The sequence below is a fragment of the Clostridium caldaquaticum genome, assembly GCF_023806125.1.
Taxonomy (GTDB): domain Bacteria; phylum Bacillota; class Clostridia; order Clostridiales; family Clostridiaceae; genus Clostridium_AT; species Clostridium_AT caldaquaticum.
Genome location: NZ_JAMSKT010000012.1, coordinates 1 through 26,057, shown reverse-complemented (window position 1 = coordinate 26,057; position 26,057 = coordinate 1). Strand labels below are relative to the sequence as shown.

Here is a 26,057-nt window from a genome sequence, read left to right as displayed (position 1 = left end):
CCTCAGGAATACCCTCATTAACAAAAATTAATACATAGCCTTATTTTTAAAGTGCTCCAAATTTATATACTCTATCTGGAACATCTTTGTTTATATCATCTTCATCTATTTCAGCAACGCATCTAACCATTGAACCGTCACCTAACCACCAACGAATTGGGAATGCCATGAATTTAAAGCGCTTTCCTACAACCTTATCTAAATCTCCGCCTAAATTCTCAACACCTACTATACCATTTCCAAGCATGTATTTATGACAAGGTTCCCATGTTCCTTCCAGACCATGATTTTCTAGCTTTCCGAACTTTTCCATATACTTTTCTTTACCAAAGATTTTAATATAAGTTTCCTTGTTAAATTCTGCATATGCTTCGATACCAAATTGCTCAATATATTCTTCAGTAATTGGTTTTCCTGAATTACCATTAAGATTCATTCCGAGTGGACCACCATTTTTACCCATTGTTGTATGTAGAGGATGGTCAAGAGCCTGCATATCCATAGCTACACATTTAGGTTTGTATTTTTCAAACCATTTTCCTGCTTCTACACCTGTACCACAGGAATAATGATAATATTCTTTAGTATCATCGAATTTAAGGTGCATACCTGTTCTTAAACAAAGAACCATACCTTTTAATTCTTCTGGTTTAATATTTGCACGTCTGCAGGCGTCATCAAGATGTTCTCCTGTAATAAGACCCCAACGTTCAACTTTTATATCTAAGCAGATTGCATCTCCACAATATGCATCTACCGGCATCTCATGAGTGTAACGTGCACGTCTGCCGTCAAATTCGTACTCCATAACATGGCGTGGTGCATCTGCATGTGTACCACAGTGCATAACAACATCTATTTTTTGAGTTAATACTCCACTTTTTGCAAGATTATGCATTGTATCAATTTTAGGTTTTGCAAAATAAGGCCATACTGGTATGTCAGCATGGAATGGATGAGTTAAATCTACAAATACCTTTTTTCCCATTTATTTTTCCTCCTCAAAATCTATATTAATGTTACTCAATGTTTTCTTAGCCATTTAGGCAGCTGCTACCTGTATTAGTAGCAGTGCCTATAATAAAGTTACTGCAGATAATACTTAAAAGCTATATCTACCAGTCTTCAAATTTTCTCATTTAAGGTTAGGTTAGTTAGCCCAATATCCACCTTCAACAGCAACATTAGCACCTGTCATAAAGTCGCTGGCACTTGAAGCAAGGAATATACATGGACCTACAAAATCATCTGGTTCACCAAGACGACCTATTGGAAGACGTCTTAAGAAATTTTTATAAACAGCACTTTCTGGATCAAACATCCACTCAGTTAACTCTGAACGGAAAACTGTTGGATTTATAGTGTTAACATTAATTTTGTATTTAGCTGTCCACTCACAAGCAAGAGATTGAGCCATAAGGTCAATTCCAGCTTTTGCTGTACAGTAGCCGGTATAGCCAGCCATACCCATTTTGGAACGTGCAGAAGATACTAAGATAACTTTTCCGCCTTTTCCTTGGTCAATCATCTGTTTACCAACATATTTACAGTAAAGCCATGTACCTTGAACATCAGAATCCATAATCTTTTTCCATTCAGATAACTCTTGTTCTACAATTGGCTGTGCATGGTTGTATCCTGCTGCTGTTACTAATACATTGATTTCTCCAAATTTAGCAACTGCATCCTTTACAACCTTTATTACATCTGCTTCAACAGCTGGGTCTCCAGTTGAATAACCACATTCAATTCCTTGTGCTTCTAATTCATCGCATAGAGCCTTGCACTTGTCTTCACTACGGCCTGTAACAAATACCTTCATGCCTGCAAAACCATAGCCAAAACAAATTGCTTTTCCAAAAGCACCTGTAGCACCAGTAATAAGTGCCACTTTTCCCTTAACATCAAACAAATTATTTACAAACTGTTTATCAAACATGCTATTCTCTCCCTATACTATCTAGCACTTTAACTAGACTTATTAATAGTTTATAACTACTAAGATTGTAGCAATATTAACCTCCCCCACCCAAATGTTAACTTTAGTAATTAACTACAACCAACATAGTAGCTGGCATGTTAGTTTCATTGATTATTTCTCTTCCTTCAAATGGTGGTATAAATAATGAATCATATTTTCTTAATACTATAGTTTCAGTTTTAGACTTTACTGTAACTTCTCCTTCTAAAACTACATAAACTTTTTCAGTTGGTGAGTCTTCATAAGCATATTCAGCACCACCACCTGGAAGAAAATGAGTTACTCCCATCCAAAACTTAGTAATACCTGTTTCATCTGTTCCTTGAAGTCTTAATGTTGCACAATCAAAATGTTTTGGAGCCTTATAAGGTTTAACATCTTTAAATTCAACCTTTTTCATCTGCTTCACCTCCTTTCAATCACATTTAAAAACTAAATTTATTATCAGCCAAGAATAAGTTGGCTGTAAAAGGCTGTTTAGGCCTTTAAAAGCTTATAAATTATATTTCTATAGTTTTCAAATCATCAGCTACAATCAAGTGGGCATCAGTTGCTTTTAAAACATCTACAACAGAAACACCTGGAGCAATTTCTTTTAAAACTAATCCATGAGAAGTTACTTCTATAACTGCAAGCTCTGTAACTATAAGGCTGACTTTTCCTTTTGCAGTAAGAGGAAGCGTACATTTTTTTAGTATCTTCGGTTCCCCTTTAGCAGTATGGGTCATAGCTATAATTACTTTTTTAGCTCCACTTACTAAGTCCATAGCACCACCCATTCCCGGAACCATCTTTCCTGGTATCATATAATTGGCAAGATTTCCATGTTCATCTACCTCTAAAGCACCTAGAACTGTTACATCAACATGCCCTCCTCTTATAATTCCAAAAGATGTAGCACTGTCAAAAAAAGCAGCTCCTTTCTGAATTGTAACGGGTTGTCCACCAGCGTTTACAATATCCTTATTTTCTTTTCCTGGCTCTGGTGCCGGACCAAGTCCTACAAATCCGTTTTCTGACTGAAGTGTTACATTAACACCTTCAGGTATATAATTTGCTACCATAGTCGGAAGTCCGATACCTAAATTAACTACATCTCCATCTTTAAGTTCTTTAGCTATTCTTCTTGCAATAAATTCTTTACTGTCCATTAGTTTTCACCTCCAACGATATAATCTACAAATATACCTGGTGTAATAACATGACTAGGATCTATTTCCCCTACTTCAACTATTTTCTCTGCACCTGCTATAACTATGTCAGCAGCAGTAGCCATTATAGGATTAAAGTTTCTAGTTGAACCGTTGTAAAAAGCATTTCCTTGCTTGTCCACAACTGAAGCCCCTATTATAGCAACATCTGCCTTAAGAGGTAATTCCAAAAGATATTCTACGTCATTTATCTTGAGTTTCTGCTTTCCTTCTTCAACCAAGGTTCCTACTCCTGTTGGTGTCAAAAAACCGCCTAATCCTGATCCGCCGCATCTTATACGCTCAGCTAGCGTTCCCTGTGGTACTAGTTCTACTATTAATTCACCATTATTCATTTGTCGCCCAGTTTCTGGATTTAATCCGATATGTGAAGTTATCATTTTCTTTATCTGCTTATTTACAATAAGCTTTCCTATTCCCTTATTTGGCCATGCAGTATCGTTTGCAATTACAGTTAAATTCTTTACGCCCTTTTTAACCATGGCATCAATTATGTGTTCAGGCGTTCCCACTCCCATAAAACCGCCAATCATAATTGTCATATCATCTTTTATATACTCCATCACTTCGTCAATTGTTCTTATCTTATTCATATATCTTCCTGCACCCCTGTCCACACTTTGCTTTTCTTTACGTCTATATATCTAGCAATTAACGTGCCAATGTTATAAATAATTTATTTTAATTATTTTTAATCTATTGAAATAACTTAATTAATTTTTTAACGGATTCTAAAGAATATATATATTAACCGCTTAAAGATAACGTTATCAGAAAGAAAAGCTTATTTTTAATACAAATTTGAATTAATTATTTTCATAAATAGAAAAGTAGCTAAAATATAAATAATTCAAAAAAAAATCCAGTTAATACATAATTGTATTAACCGGATTTTCCCTGCATTATATTTTCTAAAACTATATTAATAACCTTACCGCAGCAATAGCAGTCATAATTAATATGAGAGTTTTAAAGTTTTTTTCATTTAATTTTCTAATTACTAAAGCACCTAGAACAGCTCCTGCAGCAATTGCAGGTATCAATGCTAAATCTAGTAGCACTGTTTTAAGTGTAATATTATGCCATACAAAAATCTGCATAGGCACTTTAGTAACATTTACAAGAAAGAAAAACCAGGCAGTTGTCCCTAGAAAACCATCTTTTTTAAAACCCATTGCTAAAAGATAAACACTAAAAATAGGTCCTGCAGCGTTTCCTATCATGGATGTAAAACCAGAAAGCACCCCTGTAAGAGCATGAAACCACGTACTATTAGGCACCTTCAGGTTCTCACCTTTTCTATCAGTATAAATCAATATAACCAAACAGGCTAAAACTGACAATGCTATAAAAATTTTAAACTGTTTGTCATTTATATACTGACCAACTAACAAACCTGCTATCAAACCAATTAATGTCCATGTAACAAGCTTTTTTATCTTATCCCAATCTGCATTTCTCTTATAGTAATACAATGCAAAAGCATCTCCTGCAATAAGCATAGGAAGTATAATTCCTGTGGAGGCCTTACCTCCAAACACTTCTGCTATTATAGGTATAACAGGCATCAAAAAAGCACTAATTCCGGTTTTAGAAAAACCAACTAGAAAACCACCTATTATTATCCATATCCACTGCACTAATGATAAATTAAACATAATCCCATTCCCCCATTTTTTACTATCTTCTTTAATATTTATGCTATTTCAAACTGCATATTATACAATTTTGCATATATGCCATTTTTATTTATTAGATCTTTGTGTGTACCTTCTTCCTGAATCCCCTCTTCAGTTAGCACTAAAATTTTATCTGCATTTCTTATAGTGCTTAGCCTATGAGCTATTACTATAGTTGTCCTATTCTTAGCTAAATCTTCTAAGGATTTTTGAATATATTTTTCGCTTTCATTGTCTAAAGCTGAAGTTGCTTCATCCAAAATTAAAATTGGCGGATTTTTTAAAAATACCCTTGCAATAGATATTCTTTGTTTTTGTCCACCTGATAGTTTTACTCCTCTTTCACCTACATAGGTGTTATAGCCATTTTCAAGACTTATAATAAATTCATGGGCATTAGCACGTTTTGCTGCCTCTATTATTTCTTCATCCGTAGCATTTGGTTTACCGTAAGCTATATTTTCCTTTATAGTTCCAGAGAACATATAAACCTCCTGCTGAACAATACCTATATTACTTCTAAGTGATTTTAGTTTTATATCCCTAATATCAATTCCATCAATTTTTACAGCACCGCTGTCTATTTCATAAAATCTAGGTACTATGCTGCAGAAAGTAGTTTTACCACTACCTGAAGGTCCTACTATAGCCACTGTTTTTCCTGCCTCTAAATCAACATTTATATTGTTAAGTACAGTATTTCTATTGTCATAGCTGAAAGATACATTCTCAAATGTAATGTGTCCTTTAACTTTTTTAAGTTCTACTGCATCTTTTTTATCTACAATATCCGGATGAGTGTTCATAACTTCTAAAAATCTTTCAAAACCTGTTATACCTCTTTGGTACTGTTCTGTGAAGTTTACCAGTTTTTCTATAGGATTTAAGAAAATATTAATATAAAGAATATAAACTACAAGATCAGAAGTTTGAAGCTGACCAAAGCTTATAAATATTCCACCAAAGAGTACCGCCGAAAGATATAAAACACCTTGAAAAAAACCATTTGTGCTATGGAATTTACCCATAATACTGTAACTGTCTTCCTTTGTTTCAAGAAATTCGTTATTACCCTTTTGAAACTTTGTTTTTTCAATATGCTCATTAGAGAAAGATTTTACAACTCTGATACCAGACAAACTGTCTTGAATTTGAGCATTAACATTTGCTATCTTTTCTCTATTCTTTTTAAAAGTTTCCTTCATCTTTTTATTGTAAAAATAAGAAAAATAAACCATAAACAAAGTTACAAACATCAAAATAGCAGTTATTTTAATATTTATACCTACAAGTATAATGAAAGAACCTATTATTTTTAGTATGGATATAAATATGTCTTCAGGTCCGTGGTGAGCAAGCTCTGATATATCAAACAAATCTGTAACTATTCTAGACATAAGCTTTCCTGTGTTTGTATTATCATAATATGAAAAAGATAATTTCTGAAGATGGTCAAATATATCTCTTCTCATATCTGTTTCCATCCTAGCTCCCATTACATGACCCTGAAAAGTTATATAATACTGGCAGAAGTACCTTACTACATACATAAATAAAAGCACCCCACCTACTAACACTACATATTTTAATATCTGTGCACTATCTCTAGTATAAACATCATTTAATAAAAATCTTACAAGTATAGGAAACACTAAATCTATAGCAGATAACACAAGTGCACAAAACATATCCATAAAAAACATTCTTTTATAGGGCTTATAATAGCTGATAAATCTTTTTATAATATCCAAACTTATTCCCCCTTTTTCAGAAAAAATTAAGAGACTTAGAGTGCTAAGTCCCATATAATTTTAACACTAATTAATATAATACATCAACCTTATAATATAATTATTGAAATTTTTAACATAGATACCCTTCTTTAAATCTCCATAATTATAGGCAAAATAAGCGGTCTTCTCTTTGTTCTTTCATACAAAAACTTTCCTACAGCATTTTTAATGCTTGATTTTATTACCATCCACTCTGTAATACCGCTGTCTAAGCATTTATCCAGTTCAACTCTTACGATATCTCTTGTTTCATTTATTAGCTTTTCTGATTCTTTTACATACACAAAGCCTCTTGTTATGATATCTGGTCCTGCTATTACGCTTTGAGATTCTTTTTCTATAGTTACCACCACTGTCAGTATACCATCTTCTGCTAAATGCTTTCTATCTCTAAGAACTATGTGTCCTACATCTCCTACACCTAAACCATCAACCATTACTGCCCCTGATGGCACTCTTCCGCTTAACCTTATTTCTTCTGCTGATAATTCTACAACTTTACCTGTTTCACTAATTGCAATATTAGAAACTGGCATTCCAAGTTTTTGTGCTAAAGCAGCATGATGTCTTAAATGCCTGTATTCACCATGAACCGGCATAAAAAATTTAGGCTTTACTAAAGTATGTATTAATTTTAATTCCTCCTGCCTTGCATGACCTGAAACGTGAACCTCATCAAAGGCATCATATACTACCTCTGCACCTTTTTTAAACAGCTCATTTATTACTCTTGATATAAATTTTTCATTTCCTGGTATTGGAGAAGCTGAAATAATTACTAAATCTCCAGGCTCTACCTTAAGTATTTTATGAGTTGATGTAGACATTCTTGCTAAGGCAGACATTGGCTCTCCTTGGCTTCCAGTTGTTATTACAGTTATATTCTCATTAGCATATTTATGAATTTCATCTATACCAATACTGTACCCTTCTGGAATATGTAAATAACCTAAATCCATGGCTACCTTGGAAACATTCTCCATACTTCTTCCGCTGAAGGCAACTTTTCTTCCGTATTTTATAGATGCATCTACAATCTGCTGCATTCTATGTATGTTGGAAGCAAAAGTTGCAACTATAACTCTTCCGGAAGCTCTAGCAAAGACTCTGTCAAAAGTTTCTCCTATAACTCGCTCTGAAATAGTATAACCTGGACGCTCAACATTAGTACTATCTGCAAGAAGAAGCAAAACTCCTTCACTTCCTAATCTTGAAAGCCGCTCTAAATCCATCATTTTTCCATCAATTGGGGTGTAATCAATTTTAAAATCTCCTGTATGTACAATTACACCTATTGGTGTATGCAAAGCTAAAGCGCAAGACCCTGCTATACTATGACTGTTTCTTATAAACTCTACATTTATATATTTATTTTCAATAATATCACCTGGCTCTATTACATTCAGCTTACAGTCAGAAAGTATATTGTGCTCCTTAAGCTTAAGCTCAACTAATCCTAAGGTTAATCGTGTTCCGTAAAGAGGTACGTTTAACTGCTTTAAAATATAGGGAAGTGCACCTATATGGTCTTCATGACCATGAGTCAGAAATATACCTTTAACTTTTTTTCTATTGTTTAGCAGATAAGTTACGTCTGGGATAACCAAATCTACACCATACATTTCTTCATCTGGAAAGGAAACCCCGCAATCGATAACGATTATCTCATCTGCGTATTCAACAGCAGTTATGTTTTTGCCAATCTCTCCAAGTCCGCCTAATGGCACAATCTTAATAATATTTTTATTTTCCAATATGTTACCCTCCTAGCTTTTAATTGGATAATTTTAATTAGCTAATTTATTCTATCATACTATTATATATTATTTATGTTTTTTATAAAAAAATCCATAATTTAGACTATTATTTTGTCCAAACTATGGATTAATTTCTACTATTAAGCTGCTTTTAAGCCTCTTTTTCATTTATATTCTCTTCATTAAAAAGTTCAACAAATTTTTTTACTAAATCAGGGTCAAAATGAGTGCCGGAACATCTTATTATTTCTTTTATTGCTTCCTCATGAGTCAGTGCCTTTTTATATGGTCTTGAATTTGTAATAACATCATAAGCATCAACTATTGCCACAATTCTTGATAAAAGCGGTATTTCCTCTCCTTTTAACCCTTTAGGATATCCGCTGCCATCCCATTTTTCATGATGATAAAGTATTTCCTCTGCTATTGGCACAAGTTCAATAGCTGATACAGCAATTCTGTATCCTATTTCACAATGTTTTTTGATAGTCTCCCATTCTTCTTCATTTAATGGACCTGGTTTTGAAAGTATAGTCTTAGGTATCGCTATCTTGCCAATATCATGAAGATTCCCTAATAAAGCAAGTTCATCCAGTTTATCATGAGATAAATTAATACTCTTTCCCAATCTTACTGCCAATTCCTGTAATCTTGCTGTGTGAGCTCTTGTTTCAAAATCCGTTTCAAGAAGGGATCTCTCTAGTGACGCCACTATAGAATGTCTTGCGCTTTTGTTCTGAAGAAGTTTATTTTTATACATTCTTTCTTCTGCTATATCAAAGAGCTTGTCTATATCTTCATGAACAAAATTTTTAGTTATACATCCAAGAGCTAAACTTGGTTTTATTGGATTTGCTTCAGCTTCTTCACAACACCTTATTATTTTATTCATAACTTCTTTTGCCTGAGCTTCATCAGTTTTAGGAAGTATTATAGCAAATTCGTCTCCTCCTAGTCTTGATATAATTGCATTTCTGCCACAGACAGACTTTAATATATTAGAAATACTTATCAGTAGCTGATCCCCTTGCTTATGTCCAAAAGCATCGTTAGTTAGCTTCAATCCATTAGCATCACACTGTATTATACTAAGAGGCAGATTTTCTTTTTTATCTATCCTTTCTAATTCTTTATTAAAACTAGCTCTATTAAAAAGTCCTGTAAGCACATCATGTTCGCTCAAATACTTAATTGTTTCTTCAGAATTTTTCTTTTCTGTTATATCACTTACAGTTCCTGCTAATCTTAATGGCTTACCCCCATCATCTCTTCTTACAATACGCCCCTTTATACTTACCCATTTTGTTTTACTTCTTTTGTCCTCTAATTTACTTTCTATAACAAGCACATTATCACTCTTATTTTTCAGTAATTTTACATAAGCCTTCTTAAACTCTTTTGTAAATTCCATTGGTAAAATATCTTTTACATATTTTATGTTTATTTGAATATTAGTTTTACCTATACCTAGTATTTCTGATATATGGGAACTTATGAATATTTCCTGAGTAATAGTGTTAAAATCCCAAAAACCATCATTAGTAGCTTCTATAACAAGCCTTAGACGCTCTTCATCCTGCAGTATTTTTTCATTGGATTTTTCAATTTCATTAAGCATTAAGTTCGTAACCTGAGCTAAAGAAGATATTTCGTCATTTCCCTCTATTTTTACTCTAGATTTAATATCATTTATGGATTTTATGTTATTAATAAAAACAAATAATTTTTCAATGCGGCTTAGTAATACCTTTTGAAATATTTTTATAAATAATACTATAATTATTAATAAACCAATTAAAGATAAAAATATAAAAAATCTATAACTGTTTATAAATTGTGTATATATCAATCTTTCATTTTCAGTAACTATATGAAGTTCATTACTATTTGTTCGGTCTTTAATAAAAGCATGTCCACTTATTCTGTTGTTACTAATATTACTATAAATTCTTATATCTTTAAATCCAAATATAGATACTTCCGAATTTTTCTTAGGGGGATTTGCTAATTCTATATATACAGCTGAGTCAACTACATTATTTATGTACTTCATCTTTTCTGTATCTATAAACCTTGCCATTATAATGCTTCCACCCCGATTACCTTCTACATTGGTTACAGGCATAGAAGAAAATACCATAGGTCTCTTCTCAACCATAATTATGCCGGACATACCTTTTTTATCACTTTTATAATCTAATATATAGCAGTCTTTATAAATATTTTTCTTTAATTCCTCTGGTGTTTTTATTTCTTCTCCACTTGATAAATTATAACTTTTATCATATACAATATTACAGTTTAAATCTACAAATATTAAAGTATTGACTCTGAGTATTGAAAAATTATAATAACTTAAATTTTGTTTTTTAAAATCCTCGTTTTGATCTTTAATAAAATCAAATGTATCATTCCAGTAGGCCCAGTCAGCACATACTGACTCAACATTTGATACCTCTTCCTTTAAAATTTCTATTACCTTTTCTACTGACTGTTCAGCGTTTCTTTTCTCTAATTTTTGAATATTTTTTATAGTAAAAACATGAAAAATTACCGCTGTTAAAATAATGAGTGCTGTAGAAAGAGAAGTTAATATTATAAAAACCTTTTTCTTAACTGACATTTCAGTACCCTCTCACCAGATTACTACCAATTAATTTTACAAAATTATTTAATAAATTGCAAATTATTTTAAAATAAGGAGGAATTTGATCCCTCCTTTCATCTACCTTTCTGAATTAGCTGCAAGAGAATGTTTTTCTGGCTCATGCATACCTATTTTATGACCGTTTTCTATTCCAATATTACCGCCGTTTTGAAAATAAATTTTTCTAAGTTCAGGATAAGATTTATGTCTTGTTTTTCTAAGTCCTTTATTATTATGCATAAAAAACCCTCCTGTCTATCTATATTTAAAATAAACTACATTATTAATTTAACCAAAGAACAGCTTTATATATTAGGAAATCACAGTATGCTTTATTAAATTCTGTGAAAGAATATATTCAGGGTGGTGATAAATCTTGAACTTTCACTCTTTAAAAACAGCTAGAAGAGTAATAATTACAATAGCTGCCAGCTTTTTTTCCGCTGTTGCTTTAAATATGTTTATAGTTCCTCACAAGCTTTTAAGCGGCGGAGTTTCTGGTATTGCACTTATAATTCAGTATTTAACAAATCTTCCTGCAGGTATTATTATACTTACTCTTAATATTCCTTTATTTTTATTAAGCTTAAAAGAGCTGGATAAAGAATTTACTTTTCTAACTATAATAGGAACTATATCCAATTCTATATTTTTAATAATTACAAGAAATGTATCTAAGCTTTATTTTGCTGAAGATATAATCCTAAGCTGCATTTATGGAGGAGTAATAAACGGAGCAGCTATTGGAATAGTATTCAGCAATCATGGTTCTTTAGGAGGAACAGATATTATTTCTATGTATCTTAGAAGAAAATATAATCTTGAACTTGGAAAGGTATCTTTTTCAATTAATCTATTAATTGTTTCTGTTGGTTCTATTTTTTTCGGAATAGAAAGCGGCCTTTACACTTTAATATCCATGTATATAGTTTCTAATGTAATTGACAAAATGATAAACGGTTTTAGCAGAAAAAAAATGATACTTGTTGTAACTAACAGAGAAGCAGAAATGATAGAAAGAATCAAAACAGACTTAGGAAGAAGCTCCACTCTTATAAATGCAGTGGGTACTTATACAAAAAAAGAAAAGAAAATACTTTACTGCGTTTTATCTCTATCTCAGGTTCCTAAAGCAAAAACTATAGTTCAAACTGTTGATCCTTACGCCTTTATGTCTATATTAGACGCTTCAGAAATTTTAGGGGAAGGCTTTAAAAAATCAATTTAAATACATATTTGAGAAAACTTATGAAAATACTTTATATTGAATAAAATTACACATTTATATTTAAAGGAGAGAACAACATGAATGAAACCATTTTGAAAAAAACTGAAGGTCGTGTAAGTTATCATGACTCTGTAGAAGAAATGCTTAAAAAAATCAGAGAAGATGGAATGTCCAATGTATTTGACAGATGGACATTTCAGGAAAAAATCCGCTGCAAATTCTGCCTTGAAGGTTTAAGCTGTCAGCTCTGTTCACAAGGTCCCTGCCGAATCAGCGAAAAAGGCGGTCAAACCAAAGGGGTTTGCGGAATCGATCCTGATGCTATGGCTATGAGAAACTTTCTTCTTAAAAATATTATGGGTGCAGGTACATACAGCCATCATGCCTATGAAGCGTTCCGCACTCTTAAAGCTACAGCCGAAGGAAAGACACCTTTTAAAATTAAAGATGTAAATAAATTAAAATGGATGTGCGAAAAAGTTGGAATTGACACAAATCAGGATATAAACGACATGGCAATAGAATTAGCTGTTTTACTTGAAGACCAGCAGATAATCGGAGTAGAGGAACAGAATATAATGGTAGAAGCCTTTGCTCCAAAAAAGAGAAAAGAGCTTTGGAGAAAACTTGGTATTTATCCTGCAGGTACTGTCCATGAAGAACAAAACTGCGTTGCAAGCTGTTTAACAAATGTTGACGGAAATTATGTATCTTTAGCAATGAAAGCACTTAGACTAGGAATTGCAACTATATATAATAGTCAAATTGGTCTTGAAATGGTTCAGGATATACTATTTGGCACTCCAATGCCACATGAAGTTAATATGGATCTTGGCATAATGGATCCTGACTATGTTAATATAGTTTTTAACGGACATCAGCCTTGGGCTGGAGCTGCAACTATAGAAAAAGCCAGAACTAAAGAAGTTCAGGATAAAGCAAAGGCTGCCGGTGCTAAAGGACTTAGAGTTATAGGTTCTATAGAAACAGGTCAGGAACTTTTACAAAGATATGAAATGGATGATGTATTTGTTGGACATATGGGCAATTGGCTGACCATAGAACCGCTATTAGCAACTGGTACAGTAGATATTATGGCTATGGAAGAAAACTGCTCTCCTCCTGCTATAGACATGTATGCAGAAAAATATCAGGCAACCTTAGTAGCAGTAAGTACTATTATTGATTTACCAGGACTTCAGCATAAAATTCCTTATAATCCGTCAGAAGTTGATGCCATGGCAGATAAACTTATAGAACTTGGTATAGAAAATTTTAAAAAGAGACATGGAAAAATTAAAGCAGTAGTTCCAAAAATAACTCAAAAAGCTATAGCAGGTTTCTCCACTGAAGCAGTACTTAATGCTCTTGGAAACAAGCTTGATCCATTGGTAGATGTAATAGCCTCTGGAAAAATTAAAGGAGTTGTAGCATTAGCTAACTGCTCAAGCCTAAGAAACGGCCCACAGGATTGGAATACAATAAACCTTACAAAAGAACTTATTAAAAAAGACATATTAGTTGTAGCAGGAGGCTGTGGAAATCATGCTCTTGAAGTTGCCGGGCTTTGTACAGTTGCAGCAGCTAATGAAATAGCTGGAGCAGGTCTTAAAGAAGTATGTAATTTATTAAAAATTCCTCCAGTGCTTAGCTTTGGAACCTGTACAGATACAGGAAGAATATCTATGCTAGTAACTGCTCTTGCAGACCACCTGAATGTTGATGTATCAGACCTTCCAATAGCTGTTACAGCACCTGAATGGATGGAACAAAAGGCAACTATAGACGGTATCTTTGCAATAGCTTACGGCTGCTACACTCATCTATCTCCTACTCCTTTTATGACAGGAGCTCCTCAATTAGTTGAGCTTTTAACAGTAAAAGCTGAAGATGTAACTGGTGGAAAAGTGGCATTAGGTGATGACCCTGTGGAAGTTGCAAATAATATAGAAGCACATATAATTAAAAAGAGAAAAGGATTAGGATTAAGCTGATATAAAGCCCATGAAGTAATTACTTTTCATGGGCTTTACGCTTGTATAAAAACTTTTCTTTATTTTCTTTTCCTTGAGCTAAGTATAATAGCAGCTAAACCTGCTGCAGCAATTGCAGCTCCTGCTATTATTTTTACTTTATCTATTCTTTTTTTACTGACTTTTTCTTCTCCTTGCTCTTCATCCTTTACAATTACAGTTTTAATTCTAAAGGGCCTTTCGCCCATAATTTCTTCTACTTCATCACTAACTTGTATCTCTTCATGTTTTATTTCATCTTTTAGAGGTAAATCTATTTCATTTGAATTATTTGAAGCTATGATTCCTTTAAGTTTATCTTTAATATCTCCTATATTCATAGTAAAATCCTCCCTTCCTCTTTTACATTTATATTTATCCAATTTCAAAATTTATATGCTGAAAATTAAATTAAGTTCACTTCCACTAAACTAATAGAAATTATCTGTGCCAGTTTACTATTTTATATAAAAAGAATCAACATTTTCCTTTGTAACAATATTTACCCCTGTATCTACAAAAGAAGGCAAAGGATTTACTTTTTTCTCCTTCCAGCTATCCACAGGATTAATTAATTCATGTTTCAGCTGATAAAGAAAATTCATAGCCTGATAGCCCATAATATACGTTCCTTGTGCTATGGAAGCAGATATAACTCCTGACTTTATTGCATCCAATGTTCCTCTTTCAGTATCAAAACTTACTATACTAACTTGTCCAACTTTGTTAGCCTCTTTTACAGCGGTTGCAGCCCCTACCCCGCTAGTTGCATCTGTGCAAAACACTCCTTTAAGATTAGGGTGCAGCTGCAGAAAACCTGAAAGCACCTTAGCAGCTTCTGTTTGATCACTTTTACCGTTTCCAATTTCTATAAGCTTCAAATTCTTATATTCATTTTCCAATGCTTTTTTAAAACCTTCTACTCTTTGCTCATGGTTTTGTTGTGAAGGAAGTGTAATTACAGCAACTTCTCCACCTTTAGAGCCAATTTGTTCTGACAAAGCTTTAGCTGCCACATATCCCGAATATTCATTATCAGTTCCAAGAAAAGAATATCTTCTGCTTTTAGGTGAATCGGCATCAAAGGTTACAACTGGTATTCCTTGACTTATAGCCTTATCTATAGGAGCTGCCAATGCATCTGAATTCATACAGGATATTGCAATTCCTGCTGGTTTTTTAGCAATAATCTGCTCTAATACTGTTACCTCCTGATTAATATCATACTGAATTGCTCCCGTATATACAGTCTTTACCCCATAAAACTTACCCGCATCTTCAAAACCTTTATAACCACTTTTCCAATATTCCATTCCCGACAAAAAAGTTATCATATAATATTCTTCATTTTTTTCACCTGTCACAGCACTTTTCTGCTCTTTATTTAAACCAGTACTGCTTGAATTTGAGCATGCAGTTAATGCTAAAGAGAACACTAGAAAAAATGCTGTAATGAATATTCTAGCCTTTTTTATTTTATACATTTTTAAGGCCTCCTTTAATTATATATTGCTTTTTCTTTTCAAATTCTTAAGTCTATTTTGATGACTAATATAATCCAGTGTAACTGCAGTAATCAATATAATTCCATTTATTAAATCCTGCCAGTAAACAGGTACATTTAAAAGAACAAGTCCATTATTAATTAAATTTACAAGAACCAATCCCAAAAATGATCCAAGAATAGTCCCTTCTCCTCCGCTTAGGCTTGCCCCTCCAATTATAGCTGCTAATATACTTCTCATACTTACATCAGTATCTAATCCTCCTGCAGGAGTAGCAACTGTAAATCTTGCCATGCTTAAAATACCTGCAATGCTGGCTAAAAAAGCAACCAGCACGTAAACCTGTATTTTAACCTTTGTAATATTTATACCAGAAAGTATTGCAGCCTTTTCGTTACTTCCTGTATAAAATACCTTTCTTAAAATCTCTGATTTTCTCATCATAAAATCTCCAATTATAGTTATAAGTAAAAACACAAATACTATAAAAGGAAATCCTAAAACTTTGCCTTGTCCCAAAAATTCAAAAGACTTTGGAACTCCAAAAATGGATATTGGATACCCTTGAGTTAAAACAAAAGCGCCCCCTCTAGCTATTCCCATGACTGCCAGAGTAGTAATGAAAGGATTAAGTCCAACCTTACCAATAAAAAATCCATTTAATAATCCACAAAGGGTGCCTACTATCAGCGCTATAAAACAAGCCAGCCAAATATTAATACCATTTATATACAATGCTCCAGCTGTAACTCCGCTTAATGCCATAACTGAACCAGCTGAAAAATCAAAGCCTCCTGAAACTAAAGCAACAGTCATACCTACTGTAATAATCCCGTCAGCAGAAAAACCTATAATTGTAGACATTATATTATCCTTTGTTAAAAAATGTGGAGAAAATAAACTTATTGCAAAACTTAACACAATTATTATTGTTATTATTGTAGCCTCTCTAAAAGAATTAATTTTTTTCCACAGTTCACTCAATTTGTAGCTTAAGTTTTTAGAGTTTAACATTAAATCTGTATTCATTATTAAGCTCTCCTCCACTTAAATTCTTCAATAAATATGGGCTTATTTTAGAAATATTTTCTAAACGTTTTCCCTTATGCTATATTATATAGTATATAGTCTGCTTTCAAATATGTAAATAATAAAAATTTTCTTATATGAGCTTTATGAGAATAGCTTATAAAATATAATAGAGAGATCAGTTTATAAACCAATCTCTCCTGTTAAATAACTATTATGCGTTTTTTGATTTAGTAAATATATCAAATGCTACTGCAAATAGAAGCACTATACCTTTAATTGCCTGCTGCCAGTCGATCCCTAGTCCAATTAAAGACATACCATTGTTCATAACTCCCATTACTAAACCACCTATTATAGCCCCTATAACTGTACCAACACCACCGCTTGCTGAAGCTCCACCGATATAGCAGGCTGCTATAGCATCAAGCTCAAAGCCATTACCAGCTTTTGGTGTAGCTGCATTAAGTCTTGCTGCAAAAACTAGTCCTGCAAGAGCTGCTAATACTCCCATGTTAACAAATACCCAAAACACCATTCTATTAGTCTTTACACCAGACAATCTTGCTGCTTTTTCGTTTCCACCTAAAGCATAAATATGTCTCCCTATTATAGTCTTACTTGTTACAAAAGAATATATTACTATCAGTATAAATAATAGCACTAAAACGTTAGGAATACCTTTGTAAGTTGCTAAAACAAATGTAAATGCATTTATTACTGCTACAATTAATACTAATTTCGCTATAAAGAAACTTTGTGGAAGAACTTCAAAATTATACTTCTTTTGTGTCGCTCTGTTTCTAAGTTCAAAGTATATATAAACTAAAGAGAATATTATACCAACTAAAATAGTAGTTATGTGAAGACCATTTCCATGGAAGAAATCAGGAATAAAACCTGAAGCTATCTTTTGGAATGCTGCTGGGAAAGGTGCCACAGAGGTACCTTTTAAAGCAACCATTGTCAATCCTCTAAATACAAGCATACCTGCAAGGGTAACAATGAATGCTGGGATTTTAACATAAGCAATCCAAAAACCTTGCCAAGCTCCTATAAGTCCTCCTGCCACCAATGATATTATTACTGCAGGAATAAAAGATATTTTCATCTGAACCATAAGTATTCCAGAGATAGCTCCTACAAAGGCTGCAACAGAACCAACAGACAGATCAACATGGAAGGCAACTATAACTAGAAGCATACCTATTGCAAGCACTAAAATATAACTGTTTTGAAGTATAAGATTAGTTATATTTAACGGCTTTAAAAGAGTACCACCAGTCAAAAACTGAAACAATATCATTATTGCTACTAAAGCTATCAGCATACCGTATTGTCTTATATTTTTCTTTAAAAGATTCTTTAAAGTTTCCATCATCGTTCCTCCTGCTAATCCTGGTTTATAACTAATTTCATAATCTTTTCTTGGGTAGCTTCATCACCTTTTAATTCTCCAGTAATTTTCCCTTCGCTCATAACATAGATTCTATCGCACATTCCAAGTATCTCTGGAAGCTCTGAAGAAATAATGAGTACCCCTTTACCTTCACTTGCAAGCTGATTTATTATAGTGTAAATTTCATATTTGGCACCTACATCTATACCGCGGGTAGGCTCGTCTAATATTAATATATCAGGCTCTGCAAAAATCCATTTGCTTAAAACTACCTTCTGCTGGTTTCCACCACTTAGGTTGCCTGTTTTTTGTAAAATGCTTGAACATTTTATATTCATCTTTTGACGGAATTTTTCTACTTCCAGTATTTCCTCATTCTCATCTACTACTAACCCCTTTGATACCTTTTTCAAATTGGCTAATGTAGTATTTCTCTTTATGTCATCCATTAAAACTAAACCATATTCTTTTCTATCTTCTGTAACATAAGCTATACCGTTATCTATAGCTTTGTTTACAGTAGTCGGGTGTATTTCCTTACCTTCTTTAAATAATTTTCCACTTATCTTCTTTCCATAAGACCTTCCAAATATGCTCATAGCAAGTTCTGTTCTTCCCGCTCCCATAAGTCCTGCTATACCAACAACTTCGCCCCTGCGTACGTTAAAGCTTACATTGTCAACAACTTTTCTTTCATCTTGAAGAGGATGATATACCGTCCAATCTTTTACCTCAAAAATAATATCTCCAATTTTAGATTCTCTCTTTGGATATCGGTTGACTAAATCTCTTCCTACCATGCCTTTTATGATTCTATCTTCAGTTACATGATCCTTTTTCATATCTAAAGTTTCAATAGTTGAACCATCGCGCAAGATTGTAATAGAATCTGCCACCTTAGATATTTCATTTAATTTATGGGAAATAAGAATTGAGGTTATTCCCTGCTTTTTAAACTCCAGTAATAAATTTAATAAGTTCTCACTATCATCTTCATTTAATGCAGCTGTAGGTTCGTCTAATATCAAAAGCTTAACCTCTTTTGAAAGCGCCTTTGCAATTTCAACAAGCTGCTGCTTGCCAACACCTAAGGTTGTAATTAGGGTATTGGGCAGCTCCTTAAGTCCTACTTTTTTAAGAAGCTCTTTTGTGTGATTGGTTGTAGCATTCCAATCAATGATGCCTCTATTTGCCTGCTCATTACCTAAAAATATGTTTTCTGCAATAGACAAATATGGAATTAGTGCTAATTCCTGATGAATTATAACTATACCAAGATTTTCACTTTGCTTTATATCCTTAAATTCACACTTTTGACCTTTAAAAAATATATCTCCAGTATAGGTTCCATAAGGGTAAACACCGCTTAACACCTTCATAAGAGTTGATTTACCTGCTCCGTTTTCACCACAAAGAGCATGTATCTCCCCTTCCTTTACTTTTAAATTTACATTATCCAGTGCTTTAACACCTGGAAATGTTTTTGTAATATTTCTCATTTCTAAGATGATATTCGCCATACCTTGTCATCTCCCTACAATATAATAGACAATTAGTGATGGCAGCAGTGCCATCACTAAATTGTACCTCTGCAGCAATATATGTTAGTTTGCAAGTTTATCCTTAGTGTAGTAACCTGTTTCTACCAATTCTTTTTCATAGTTAGTTTTATCAACTGAAACTGGCTGACATAGATATGAAGGAACTACTTTAACACCATTGTTATAGGTCTTTTCATCATTAACTTCTACTTTCTTTCCAGTTAAAATCGCATCTGCCATTTGAACTGCTCTCTTAGCAAGTTCTCTTGTATCCTTAAATACTGTTTGAGTCTGCTCTCCCTTAATTATTGATTTAACTGATGGAAGCTCTGCGTCTTGTCCTGTTACTATTGGCATTGGCTGATTTGGAGTTCCGTATCCAACACCCTTTAAGGAAGATATAATTCCTATACTTATACCATCATATGGTGATAATACAGCATGTATTTTTTCAGTAGCATAGTTCTTGCTTAAAAGGTTATCCATTCTAGCTTGTGCAGTAGCTCCGTCCCATCTTAGTGTAGCTGCTTGCTCAAACTTTGTTTGTCCACTCTTAACAACTAACTTGCCTGATTCTATATAAGGCTTCAATACTGACATTGCTCCATCAAAGAAGAAGTAAGCGTTGTTATCATCTGGTGAACCAGCAAACAATTCAATATTGAAAGGACCTTTGCCTTCCTTTAAACCTAAGGCTTTCTCAATGTACTCACCTTGAAGCACACCAACTTTAAAGTTATCAAAGGTTGCATAATAGTCAACATTTGGAGTCTTCTTAATTAAACGGTCATAAGATATAACTGGAATATTTGCATCCTTAGCTTTCTGAAGAACATCTGATAAAGCTTCGCCATCTATTGACGCAATAATCAAAAGGTTTACACCTTTGGTAATCATGTTTTCTATTTGTGATACTTGATTTTCTACAACGTCTTCAGCATACTGCAAATCTGTTTTGTAACCAAGTTTTTCAAGCTCTTTAACAACGTTATTTCCGTCATCGATCCATCTTTGTGATGACTTTGTAGGCATTGCAATACCTATTGTTTTTTGACCATCTTTTTTAGTAGACGTTTCTGTTGAAGTTCCACCAGCTGCTCCTGATGTACCTGAAGTTTTCGGACTACATCCTACCATTCCAAGCACTAATGCACTGGCAAGTAATAATGACACAACTTTTTTCATTTGACTTCCCCCTTCAATTATTTTCATAATATTTTATTTGTTTTCGTTTACAATCAAATTCTATCATATTCGAAACTTAATTGCAATATTATTTTAAAAAATATTTCGTTTAACAAAAAAAACGTAATTGTAATAGTTTACTTAGTATTTATCAATTTTCGTTTAATTTTGTTTATGAGCTTTTATTTATTATTGTAATGTATTATAGGCTAAGGTATAATAAAACTAAATAATTATTTAATTTTGGATTTACATAGGAGGCTCTCATGTTTGCGCCTGAACGAATACGAATAATTAAAGGAATACTTTCAGATAAAAAACATATTAATGTTTCGGATTTAAGTACAATGCTTAATGTATCAGAGGTTACTATTAGGCGTGACTTGGAAAAATTAGAAGGCGAAGGCTTTTTAACGAGAACTCACGGTGGAGCTATCTTAAACGATAATAATTTGTCATCAAATGATGATTATGCAGATATAGAAGCAGATCCTTATGTAGAGCAAAGGATAGAAATTAGTGAAATTGCTTCACATATGGTTGATGATAATGATGTTATAATCCTAAGTTCAGGTGTTACTAATTTGTATATAGCCAAAAAAATTTTAAACAAAAAAAACCTGACTGTACTTACTAATGACCTTAATATAGCTTCTGAGTTTTCCGCAAGTTCAAATACCAAAGTTATAATTCCCGGCGGTGATTTAGACCTTTCAAGCATGACTTTAGTTGGCAAGCTAACCGAAGAAAATCTTAAAAATTTTTTTGTATCAAAGGCTTTTATAGAAGTAGAAGGTGTCAGCATGCAAAGAGGCTATACAGTTCAAAGTATGGATAAAGCTTCTGTTATTAAAGAAATGCTTAATATTACCCGAGAAAAAATTATTGTGTGCCCATACACTTGCTTTGACACTATCGCTTTTTCACAAATCGGTGCGTTAAATTTAGCTAATAAAGTAATTACAAATCCTTCTATACCAGACTTGTATAAAAAATATTATTTTGAAAGCAACATTCAGCTTTTTACTGCTTTTAACTCCTACGAAGGTGGTATGTAAAATGGTTTGTCCAGTATTAAAGTTATCAAAAATTAATAAAAGACTTTCAGAATTCTTTATGCTGAAGGATGTAACTTTTGAACTTTTTAAAGGTGAAGTTCACGCACTTATAGGGGAAAACGGCTCTGGAAAATCTTCTTTAATGAATATTATCTGGGGTGCTTATACAAAGGACAGTGGAGATATACTTATTGATGGGATATCTGTTTCTATTAATTCCCCAATGACAGCAAAAAAACTTGGAATAGCTATGATTCATCAGAATTCTTCTCTTTTTGAACATTTTACTGTTGCAGAAAATATTTATATAGATAATAAACCATATTTAAATAAAACTCTTAAGATAATCGATAAGGGAAAGATGTATTCTGACTGTGAGGCTTTGTTTAAGAAACTTGGTTTTACATTAAACTGCAGAAGTATTGTAAAAAATTTAAATATAGCACAAAAGCAGCTTGTAGAAATCTGCAAAGCTTATGTTTCTAATGCCAGAATTATTATTATGGATGAACCTACTTCCTCTCTTACTGAATCAGAATCCCTGCTTCTTTTTAAAATAATACAGGAGTTAAAAAAATCAGGTGTGGCAATAATTTATATTTCTCATAATCTTGAAGAAATAATGCAGATTGCTGATAGGATAACAGTAATTCGCGGAGGTGAGATAGTAGGTACTCAATCTGTAAAAGCTATGAATGTAGACAATATAATTCACATGATGACAGGTATGGATTTAAAAGAAAGATATCCAAAGTTAAACGTTAAAACGGGAAAAGAAATATTAAAAGTATCTAATCTCTATGCTGGAAACATTTTAAAGGATATAAGCTTTTCACTTAAAAAACGTGAAATTTTAGGAATAATAGGTCTTGTAGGCTCAGGAAGAACTAAAGTTGCAAAATCTATTTTTGGAATAGATAAAATTGATTCTGGTGAAATCGTTGTAGAAGGTAACAAAGTAAACATTAATTCTCCTGAAGATGCAATTGCAGCAGGAATAGGCTATGTTACAGAAGACAGAATATCTGATGGGCTTTTTATGTATTTAAACGTTCCCGAAAATATAACCGCACCAAACATTTCAAAGGTTACTAATAAGCATTTGATAGATAGAAACATAGAAAAAAGACTTACCTCTTCCTATATAGATAGGCTTAGAATAAATGTTGGAACTTTAAACACCAAAGCAGCCTATTTAAGCGGCGGGAATCAGCAAAAAGTTGTCCTTGCAAAGTGGATTATGTCTAAATCAAAAATACTTATTTTAGATGAACCTACTAAAGGAATCGACATAGCTTCAAAAGTTGATGTTTATAATATTATGAATGAAATGGTAACTAAAGATGTTTCCATAATACTTATATCCTCAGATGTAGATGAGGTTATAGGAATGTGCGACAAAATAATGGTTTTATATAATGGAAAAATTGCTGCTATGCTTCCAAGAAATATTGCAACACGTGAAAAAATTATGTCTTATGCAACTGGAAGCAGACATAATTAATGACTCCACCCTGCTTCAGCTTTTTTAACTGAAGCAGTTTTTTAATAAAAAATGTAAATTAAGTGTAAAAGGCCATCAAAACTGATGACCTCTTTACTATCTTTGTATCTTATTTTAATCCTTGCTCATAAGCTTGAACCATTTTTTTAACCATTTGTCCACCCACTGAACCAGCTTCTCTTGAAGTTAAGTCTCCATTGTATCCTTGTTTTAAGTTAACTCCTACTTCAGTAGCACTTTCCATTTTAAATCTGTTAAGTCCTTCTTTAGCTTGTGGTACTAATACTCTATTGTTTCTGTTTGACATTTCAACTTCCTCCTTTAAACCTTTTTATGTAATAATTATTTGTTTGTAATATTATTGTTACCGGAGAATAATTTATTAGTCTATTAAACTGCTGGTAATCGTACCGTATTATAAGTTAATTACTATTTTAATCCTTAATATTAAAATAATCTCCAGTTATATTTTCTATTTTATTAACTCATATAATTTATATTTTTAACTCTCCGTATTCCATTTTAAACTTTAAAAATATTATATCACTAATATTAAAATAAATTATTTTCCTATTTACTATACCGAGAGAAGTAGTTCATAATATATTATAAAATAAAGTATTAATAAAACATATTCATACAAAGGAAGTGGTATTTTGAAAAACGAAATACTAAAATTACTGAAAAAAAATCCTGATAGCTTTGTATCAGGACAAAGCATTAGCGATTACTTAAAAGTAAGTCGCACTGCTATTTGGAAATATATGAATGGGTTAAGAGAAGACGGCTATAAGATAGAATCAGTTTCAAATAAAGGCTATAAACTCCTTTCCTCTCCTGATTTGCTTACTTTTGAGGAAATAGAACCATATTTGAATACTAATTTTATAGGCAGAAATATTATTCACTTTAATTCTATTGATTCAACTAATATTAAAGCAAAAAAACTGGCCGATTCAATAGTAAAGGACGGCACTATAGTTATTGCTGAAGAACAAACTAGTGGCAAAGGTAGACTTGGAAGAAACTGGATTTCTCCTCAGTACAAAGGGATATGGATGTCCATTATATTGAAACCTGATTTAAATCCGATAGAAGCAGTTAAACTAACTCAAATAGCTGCTGCAGCTGTAGTTACGGGTACTGAAGAATTTGGAATCAAAACCTATATTAAATGGCCAAATGATATTGTTATTAATCATAAAAAAGTATGTGGAATATTAACTGAAATGAATGCAGAGCTTACAAGAATTAATTATGTAATTGTAGGTATTGGAATTAATGTTAATATTGACGAGACTGAGTTTCCAGGAGATATAAAACATATAGCCACTTCTCTTAAGATAGAGTCAAAGAAATCTATTAACAGACAAAAATTAGCTGGAAATATTTTGAACAACTTTGAAAAACTATATGTACAGTTTGTAAAACAAAATGATTTATCCTCTTCAATAAATATTTGCCGTGAAAATTCTGCTCTAATAGGTAAAAATATAATAATAATAAACAGAGAAACTAGTGTTGAAGCTAAAGCTATAGATATTGATGAAGACGGAAGACTGCTTGTTGAGTACAAAGATGGCAGACGTGAAAGCTTAATATCAGGAGAAATTTCAATAAGAGGAAAAGAGAGCTATATATAGCTCTCTTTTTTATGCAAAAACTTGTTGTATTCTTGGAATTATTTTTACTCCTAAAGCTGCTGCTAATATACATTTAAGCAAATCTCCTGGTATAAATACATAAAACCCAAATTTAAGTGCCAGATTAAAAGGAATAGCCTTACCTATTACGTACTTTGATATTAAAAAAAGATAAGGAACTCCTATAGCGTATATAACAGCAATTCCAACTAAAGTAGCTGCAAAGAGTCTTATAAAGCTCGGTCTCGTACTTCCTTCAGCTATTTTCCCTATAACATATGATCCAAGAATAAACCCTAGCAGATATCCAAAGCTTTTACTAGTAATAGTAGAAATACCCCCTGTTCCTCCTGCAAAAACCGGAACTCCCATAAGTCCTATTATTACATAGATTAATTGTGACAATGCGCCTAATCTTGCACCAAGCAGCACTCCAGCTAAAGCTGTAAAAAGAAATTGCAGTGTAATAGGTACAGTTCCTAATGGAATTTGAATAAAAGCTCCTGCTGCAGTAAGAGCTGCAAATAAGGCTGCTAAAATCATTTGTTTAGTGTTTATCTTCATACTTACCCACCCCTGTTATGTAAACTATGAATTAATATTGTTAACCAATATTAATTCATAGTTTACAATATCTTTTTCCTATTGTCAACTTTATTTAGCAAATTGTTGACAAGCATAGGGACGGTTAACAATTTTATAGATTTTTTTAATTTCTAATTTGTCAATAAAAATAAATTGTATACTACTTTCATTATAATATTACAAGTTTTCTCCTGAATTTTTTATGATTTTATTGCATGTATATAGCTTGTACATTTTAAACTTAACAAAGATTGTTTTTTATCTAACAGCTTTTTAAAAAATATATTGCTATAGCTTGTT

The 26,057-nt window shown here is 32.6% G+C and carries 23 protein-coding genes; 5 read left to right on the top strand and 18 right to left on the bottom strand.

Annotated elements, in window-relative coordinates; genetic code table 11:
- Positions 1-46 precede the first annotated feature (46 nt).
- The 10 genes from M2651_RS09170 to M2651_RS09125 all read right to left on the bottom strand — a co-directional run bounded on the left by M2651_RS09170 (position 47) and on the right by M2651_RS09125 (position 11,308).
- A complete protein-coding gene (locus tag M2651_RS09170; RefSeq protein WP_252132054.1) occupies positions 47-988 on the bottom strand; it encodes a cyclase family protein in 942 nt (313 codons plus the stop codon).
- Positions 989-1,150: 162 nt separating this feature from the next.
- Positions 1,151-1,939 (bottom strand): SDR family NAD(P)-dependent oxidoreductase, encoded by a 789-nt coding sequence (locus M2651_RS09165; RefSeq protein WP_252132053.1) that lies wholly within the window; start codon positions 1,937-1,939, stop codon positions 1,151-1,153.
- 103 nt (positions 1,940-2,042) lie between these two features.
- The gene (locus tag M2651_RS09160; protein ID WP_252132052.1) at positions 2,043-2,381 is read right to left on the bottom strand and encodes a cupin domain-containing protein; all 339 of its coding nucleotides are present in this window, start codon (positions 2,379-2,381) and stop codon (positions 2,043-2,045) included.
- A 100-nt stretch (positions 2,382-2,481) separates the two neighbouring features.
- Positions 2,482-3,132, bottom strand: a complete 651-nt coding sequence (locus M2651_RS09155; protein WP_252132051.1) for a 3-oxoacid CoA-transferase subunit B — start codon at positions 3,130-3,132, stop codon at positions 2,482-2,484.
- The gene (gene atoD / locus M2651_RS09150) at positions 3,132-3,785 is read right to left on the bottom strand and encodes an acetate CoA-transferase subunit alpha (protein ID WP_252132050.1); all 654 of its coding nucleotides are present in this window, start codon (positions 3,783-3,785) and stop codon (positions 3,132-3,134) included. The genes M2651_RS09155 and atoD overlap by 1 nt, the downstream gene beginning before the upstream one ends.
- A gap of 324 nt (positions 3,786-4,109) precedes the next feature.
- Positions 4,110-4,850, bottom strand: coding sequence for a sulfite exporter TauE/SafE family protein (locus M2651_RS09145; RefSeq protein WP_252132049.1), 741 nt, complete (start codon positions 4,848-4,850; stop codon positions 4,110-4,112).
- Between the two features lie 38 nt (positions 4,851-4,888).
- On the bottom strand, positions 4,889-6,622 hold the full coding sequence (locus M2651_RS09140) for an ABC transporter ATP-binding protein (RefSeq protein WP_252132048.1): 1,734 nt from the start codon (positions 6,620-6,622) through the stop codon (positions 4,889-4,891).
- Positions 6,623-6,753: 131 nt separating this feature from the next.
- Positions 6,754-8,421, bottom strand: a complete 1,668-nt coding sequence (locus tag M2651_RS09135; protein ID WP_434062143.1) for a ribonuclease J — start codon at positions 8,419-8,421, stop codon at positions 6,754-6,756.
- Between the two features lie 151 nt (positions 8,422-8,572).
- Entirely contained in the window at positions 8,573-11,044 is a 2,472-nt protein-coding gene (locus tag M2651_RS09130; RefSeq protein WP_252132046.1) for an HD domain-containing phosphohydrolase, read from the bottom strand.
- Positions 11,045-11,146: 102 nt separating this feature from the next.
- Positions 11,147-11,308 (bottom strand): hypothetical protein, encoded by a 162-nt coding sequence (locus tag M2651_RS09125; RefSeq protein WP_252132045.1) that lies wholly within the window; start codon positions 11,306-11,308, stop codon positions 11,147-11,149.
- 136 nt (positions 11,309-11,444) lie between these two features.
- Here M2651_RS09125 and M2651_RS09120 point away from each other — a divergent pair, with 136 nt between their 5' ends.
- Positions 11,445-12,296 carry a YitT family protein gene (locus M2651_RS09120; protein WP_252132044.1) on the top strand — a complete coding sequence of 284 codons (852 nt, stop codon included), beginning with the start codon at positions 11,445-11,447 and terminating at the stop codon, positions 12,294-12,296.
- Between the two features lie 77 nt (positions 12,297-12,373).
- Positions 12,374-14,290, top strand: a complete 1,917-nt coding sequence (gene cooS, locus M2651_RS09115; RefSeq protein ID WP_252132043.1) for an anaerobic carbon-monoxide dehydrogenase catalytic subunit — start codon at positions 12,374-12,376, stop codon at positions 14,288-14,290.
- 59 nt (positions 14,291-14,349) lie between these two features.
- Here the strand turns inward: cooS and M2651_RS09110 are convergent, their stop codons facing one another.
- From M2651_RS09110 to chvE, 6 genes are all read right to left on the bottom strand, one after another.
- Entirely contained in the window at positions 14,350-14,649 is a 300-nt protein-coding gene (locus tag M2651_RS09110; RefSeq protein WP_252132042.1) for a hypothetical protein, read from the bottom strand.
- Between the two features lie 117 nt (positions 14,650-14,766).
- Entirely contained in the window at positions 14,767-15,792 is a 1,026-nt protein-coding gene (locus M2651_RS09105; RefSeq protein WP_252132041.1) for a substrate-binding domain-containing protein, read from the bottom strand.
- A gap of 18 nt (positions 15,793-15,810) precedes the next feature.
- A complete protein-coding gene (locus M2651_RS09100; protein ID WP_252132040.1) occupies positions 15,811-16,842 on the bottom strand; it encodes an ABC transporter permease in 1,032 nt (343 codons plus the stop codon).
- Positions 16,843-17,056: 214 nt separating this feature from the next.
- Entirely contained in the window at positions 17,057-18,220 is a 1,164-nt protein-coding gene (gene mmsB / locus M2651_RS09095) for a multiple monosaccharide ABC transporter permease (RefSeq protein WP_252132039.1), read from the bottom strand.
- A gap of 14 nt (positions 18,221-18,234) precedes the next feature.
- Complete coding sequence (mmsA, locus tag M2651_RS09090) at positions 18,235-19,761, bottom strand: multiple monosaccharide ABC transporter ATP-binding protein (RefSeq protein ID WP_252132038.1); 1,527 nt, start codon at positions 19,759-19,761, stop codon at positions 18,235-18,237.
- A gap of 84 nt (positions 19,762-19,845) precedes the next feature.
- The gene (chvE, locus tag M2651_RS09085; RefSeq protein ID WP_252132037.1) at positions 19,846-20,967 is read right to left on the bottom strand and encodes a multiple monosaccharide ABC transporter substrate-binding protein; all 1,122 of its coding nucleotides are present in this window, start codon (positions 20,965-20,967) and stop codon (positions 19,846-19,848) included.
- Between the two features lie 266 nt (positions 20,968-21,233).
- Between chvE and M2651_RS09080 the strand changes: the two genes are divergently transcribed.
- Together M2651_RS09080 and M2651_RS09075 are read left to right on the top strand one after the other, a co-directional pair.
- Complete coding sequence (locus M2651_RS09080; RefSeq protein ID WP_252132036.1) at positions 21,234-22,025, top strand: DeoR/GlpR family DNA-binding transcription regulator; 792 nt, start codon at positions 21,234-21,236, stop codon at positions 22,023-22,025.
- Between the two features lies 1 nt (position 22,026).
- Positions 22,027-23,529 (top strand): sugar ABC transporter ATP-binding protein, encoded by a 1,503-nt coding sequence (locus tag M2651_RS09075; RefSeq protein ID WP_252132035.1) that lies wholly within the window; start codon positions 22,027-22,029, stop codon positions 23,527-23,529.
- Positions 23,530-23,638: 109 nt separating this feature from the next.
- On the opposite strand, the gene M2651_RS09070 is transcribed toward M2651_RS09075, so the two are convergent.
- The gene (locus M2651_RS09070; protein WP_252132034.1) at positions 23,639-23,836 is read right to left on the bottom strand and encodes an alpha/beta-type small acid-soluble spore protein; all 198 of its coding nucleotides are present in this window, start codon (positions 23,834-23,836) and stop codon (positions 23,639-23,641) included.
- A 349-nt stretch (positions 23,837-24,185) separates the two neighbouring features.
- Here M2651_RS09070 and M2651_RS09065 point away from each other — a divergent pair, with 349 nt between their 5' ends.
- Entirely contained in the window at positions 24,186-25,172 is a 987-nt protein-coding gene (locus tag M2651_RS09065; protein ID WP_252132033.1) for a biotin--[acetyl-CoA-carboxylase] ligase, read from the top strand.
- 9 nt (positions 25,173-25,181) lie between these two features.
- Here M2651_RS09065 and M2651_RS09060 read toward each other — a convergent pair whose 3' ends face one another.
- Positions 25,182-25,736 carry a biotin transporter BioY gene (locus tag M2651_RS09060; RefSeq protein ID WP_252132032.1) on the bottom strand — a complete coding sequence of 185 codons (555 nt, stop codon included), beginning with the start codon at positions 25,734-25,736 and terminating at the stop codon, positions 25,182-25,184.
- Positions 25,737-26,057 lie beyond the last annotated feature (321 nt).

Excerpts from the sequence above, each read along its gene's own strand:
- M2651_RS09145 (WP_252132049.1), bottom strand. The coding sequence starts at position 4,850 with ATGTTTAATTTATCATTAGTGCAGTGGATATGGATAATAATAGGTGGT.
- chvE (WP_252132037.1), bottom strand. The coding sequence starts at position 20,967 with ATGAAAAAAGTTGTGTCATTATTACTTGCCAGTGCATTAGTGCTTGGA.
- mmsA (WP_252132038.1), bottom strand. The coding sequence starts at position 19,761 with ATGGCGAATATCATCTTAGAAATGAGAAATATTACAAAAACATTTCCA.
- M2651_RS09060 (WP_252132032.1), bottom strand. The coding sequence starts at position 25,736 with ATGAAGATAAACACTAAACAAATGATTTTAGCAGCCTTATTTGCAGCT.
- M2651_RS09110 (WP_252132042.1), bottom strand. The coding sequence starts at position 14,649 with ATGAATATAGGAGATATTAAAGATAAACTTAAAGGAATCATAGCTTCA.
- atoD (WP_252132050.1), bottom strand. The coding sequence starts at position 3,785 with ATGAATAAGATAAGAACAATTGACGAAGTGATGGAGTATATAAAAGAT.
- M2651_RS09125 (WP_252132045.1), bottom strand. The coding sequence starts at position 11,308 with ATGCATAATAATAAAGGACTTAGAAAAACAAGACATAAATCTTATCCT.
- M2651_RS09075 (WP_252132035.1), top strand. The coding sequence starts at position 22,027 with ATGGTTTGTCCAGTATTAAAGTTATCAAAAATTAATAAAAGACTTTCA.
- M2651_RS09080 (WP_252132036.1), top strand. The coding sequence starts at position 21,234 with ATGTTTGCGCCTGAACGAATACGAATAATTAAAGGAATACTTTCAGAT.
- M2651_RS09160 (WP_252132052.1), bottom strand. The coding sequence starts at position 2,381 with ATGAAAAAGGTTGAATTTAAAGATGTTAAACCTTATAAGGCTCCAAAA.
- M2651_RS09070 (WP_252132034.1), bottom strand. The coding sequence starts at position 23,836 with ATGTCAAACAGAAACAATAGAGTATTAGTACCACAAGCTAAAGAAGGA.
- M2651_RS09165 (WP_252132053.1), bottom strand. The coding sequence starts at position 1,939 with ATGTTTGATAAACAGTTTGTAAATAATTTGTTTGATGTTAAGGGAAAA.
- M2651_RS09155 (WP_252132051.1), bottom strand. The coding sequence starts at position 3,132 with ATGGACAGTAAAGAATTTATTGCAAGAAGAATAGCTAAAGAACTTAAA.
- M2651_RS09105 (WP_252132041.1), bottom strand. The coding sequence starts at position 15,792 with ATGTATAAAATAAAAAAGGCTAGAATATTCATTACAGCATTTTTTCTA.
- M2651_RS09130 (WP_252132046.1), bottom strand. The coding sequence starts at position 11,044 with ATGTCAGTTAAGAAAAAGGTTTTTATAATATTAACTTCTCTTTCTACA.
- M2651_RS09100 (WP_252132040.1), bottom strand. The coding sequence starts at position 16,842 with ATGAATACAGATTTAATGTTAAACTCTAAAAACTTAAGCTACAAATTG.
- cooS (WP_252132043.1), top strand. The coding sequence starts at position 12,374 with ATGAATGAAACCATTTTGAAAAAAACTGAAGGTCGTGTAAGTTATCAT.
- M2651_RS09170 (WP_252132054.1), bottom strand. The coding sequence starts at position 988 with ATGGGAAAAAAGGTATTTGTAGATTTAACTCATCCATTCCATGCTGAC.
- mmsB (WP_252132039.1), bottom strand. The coding sequence starts at position 18,220 with ATGGAAACTTTAAAGAATCTTTTAAAGAAAAATATAAGACAATACGGT.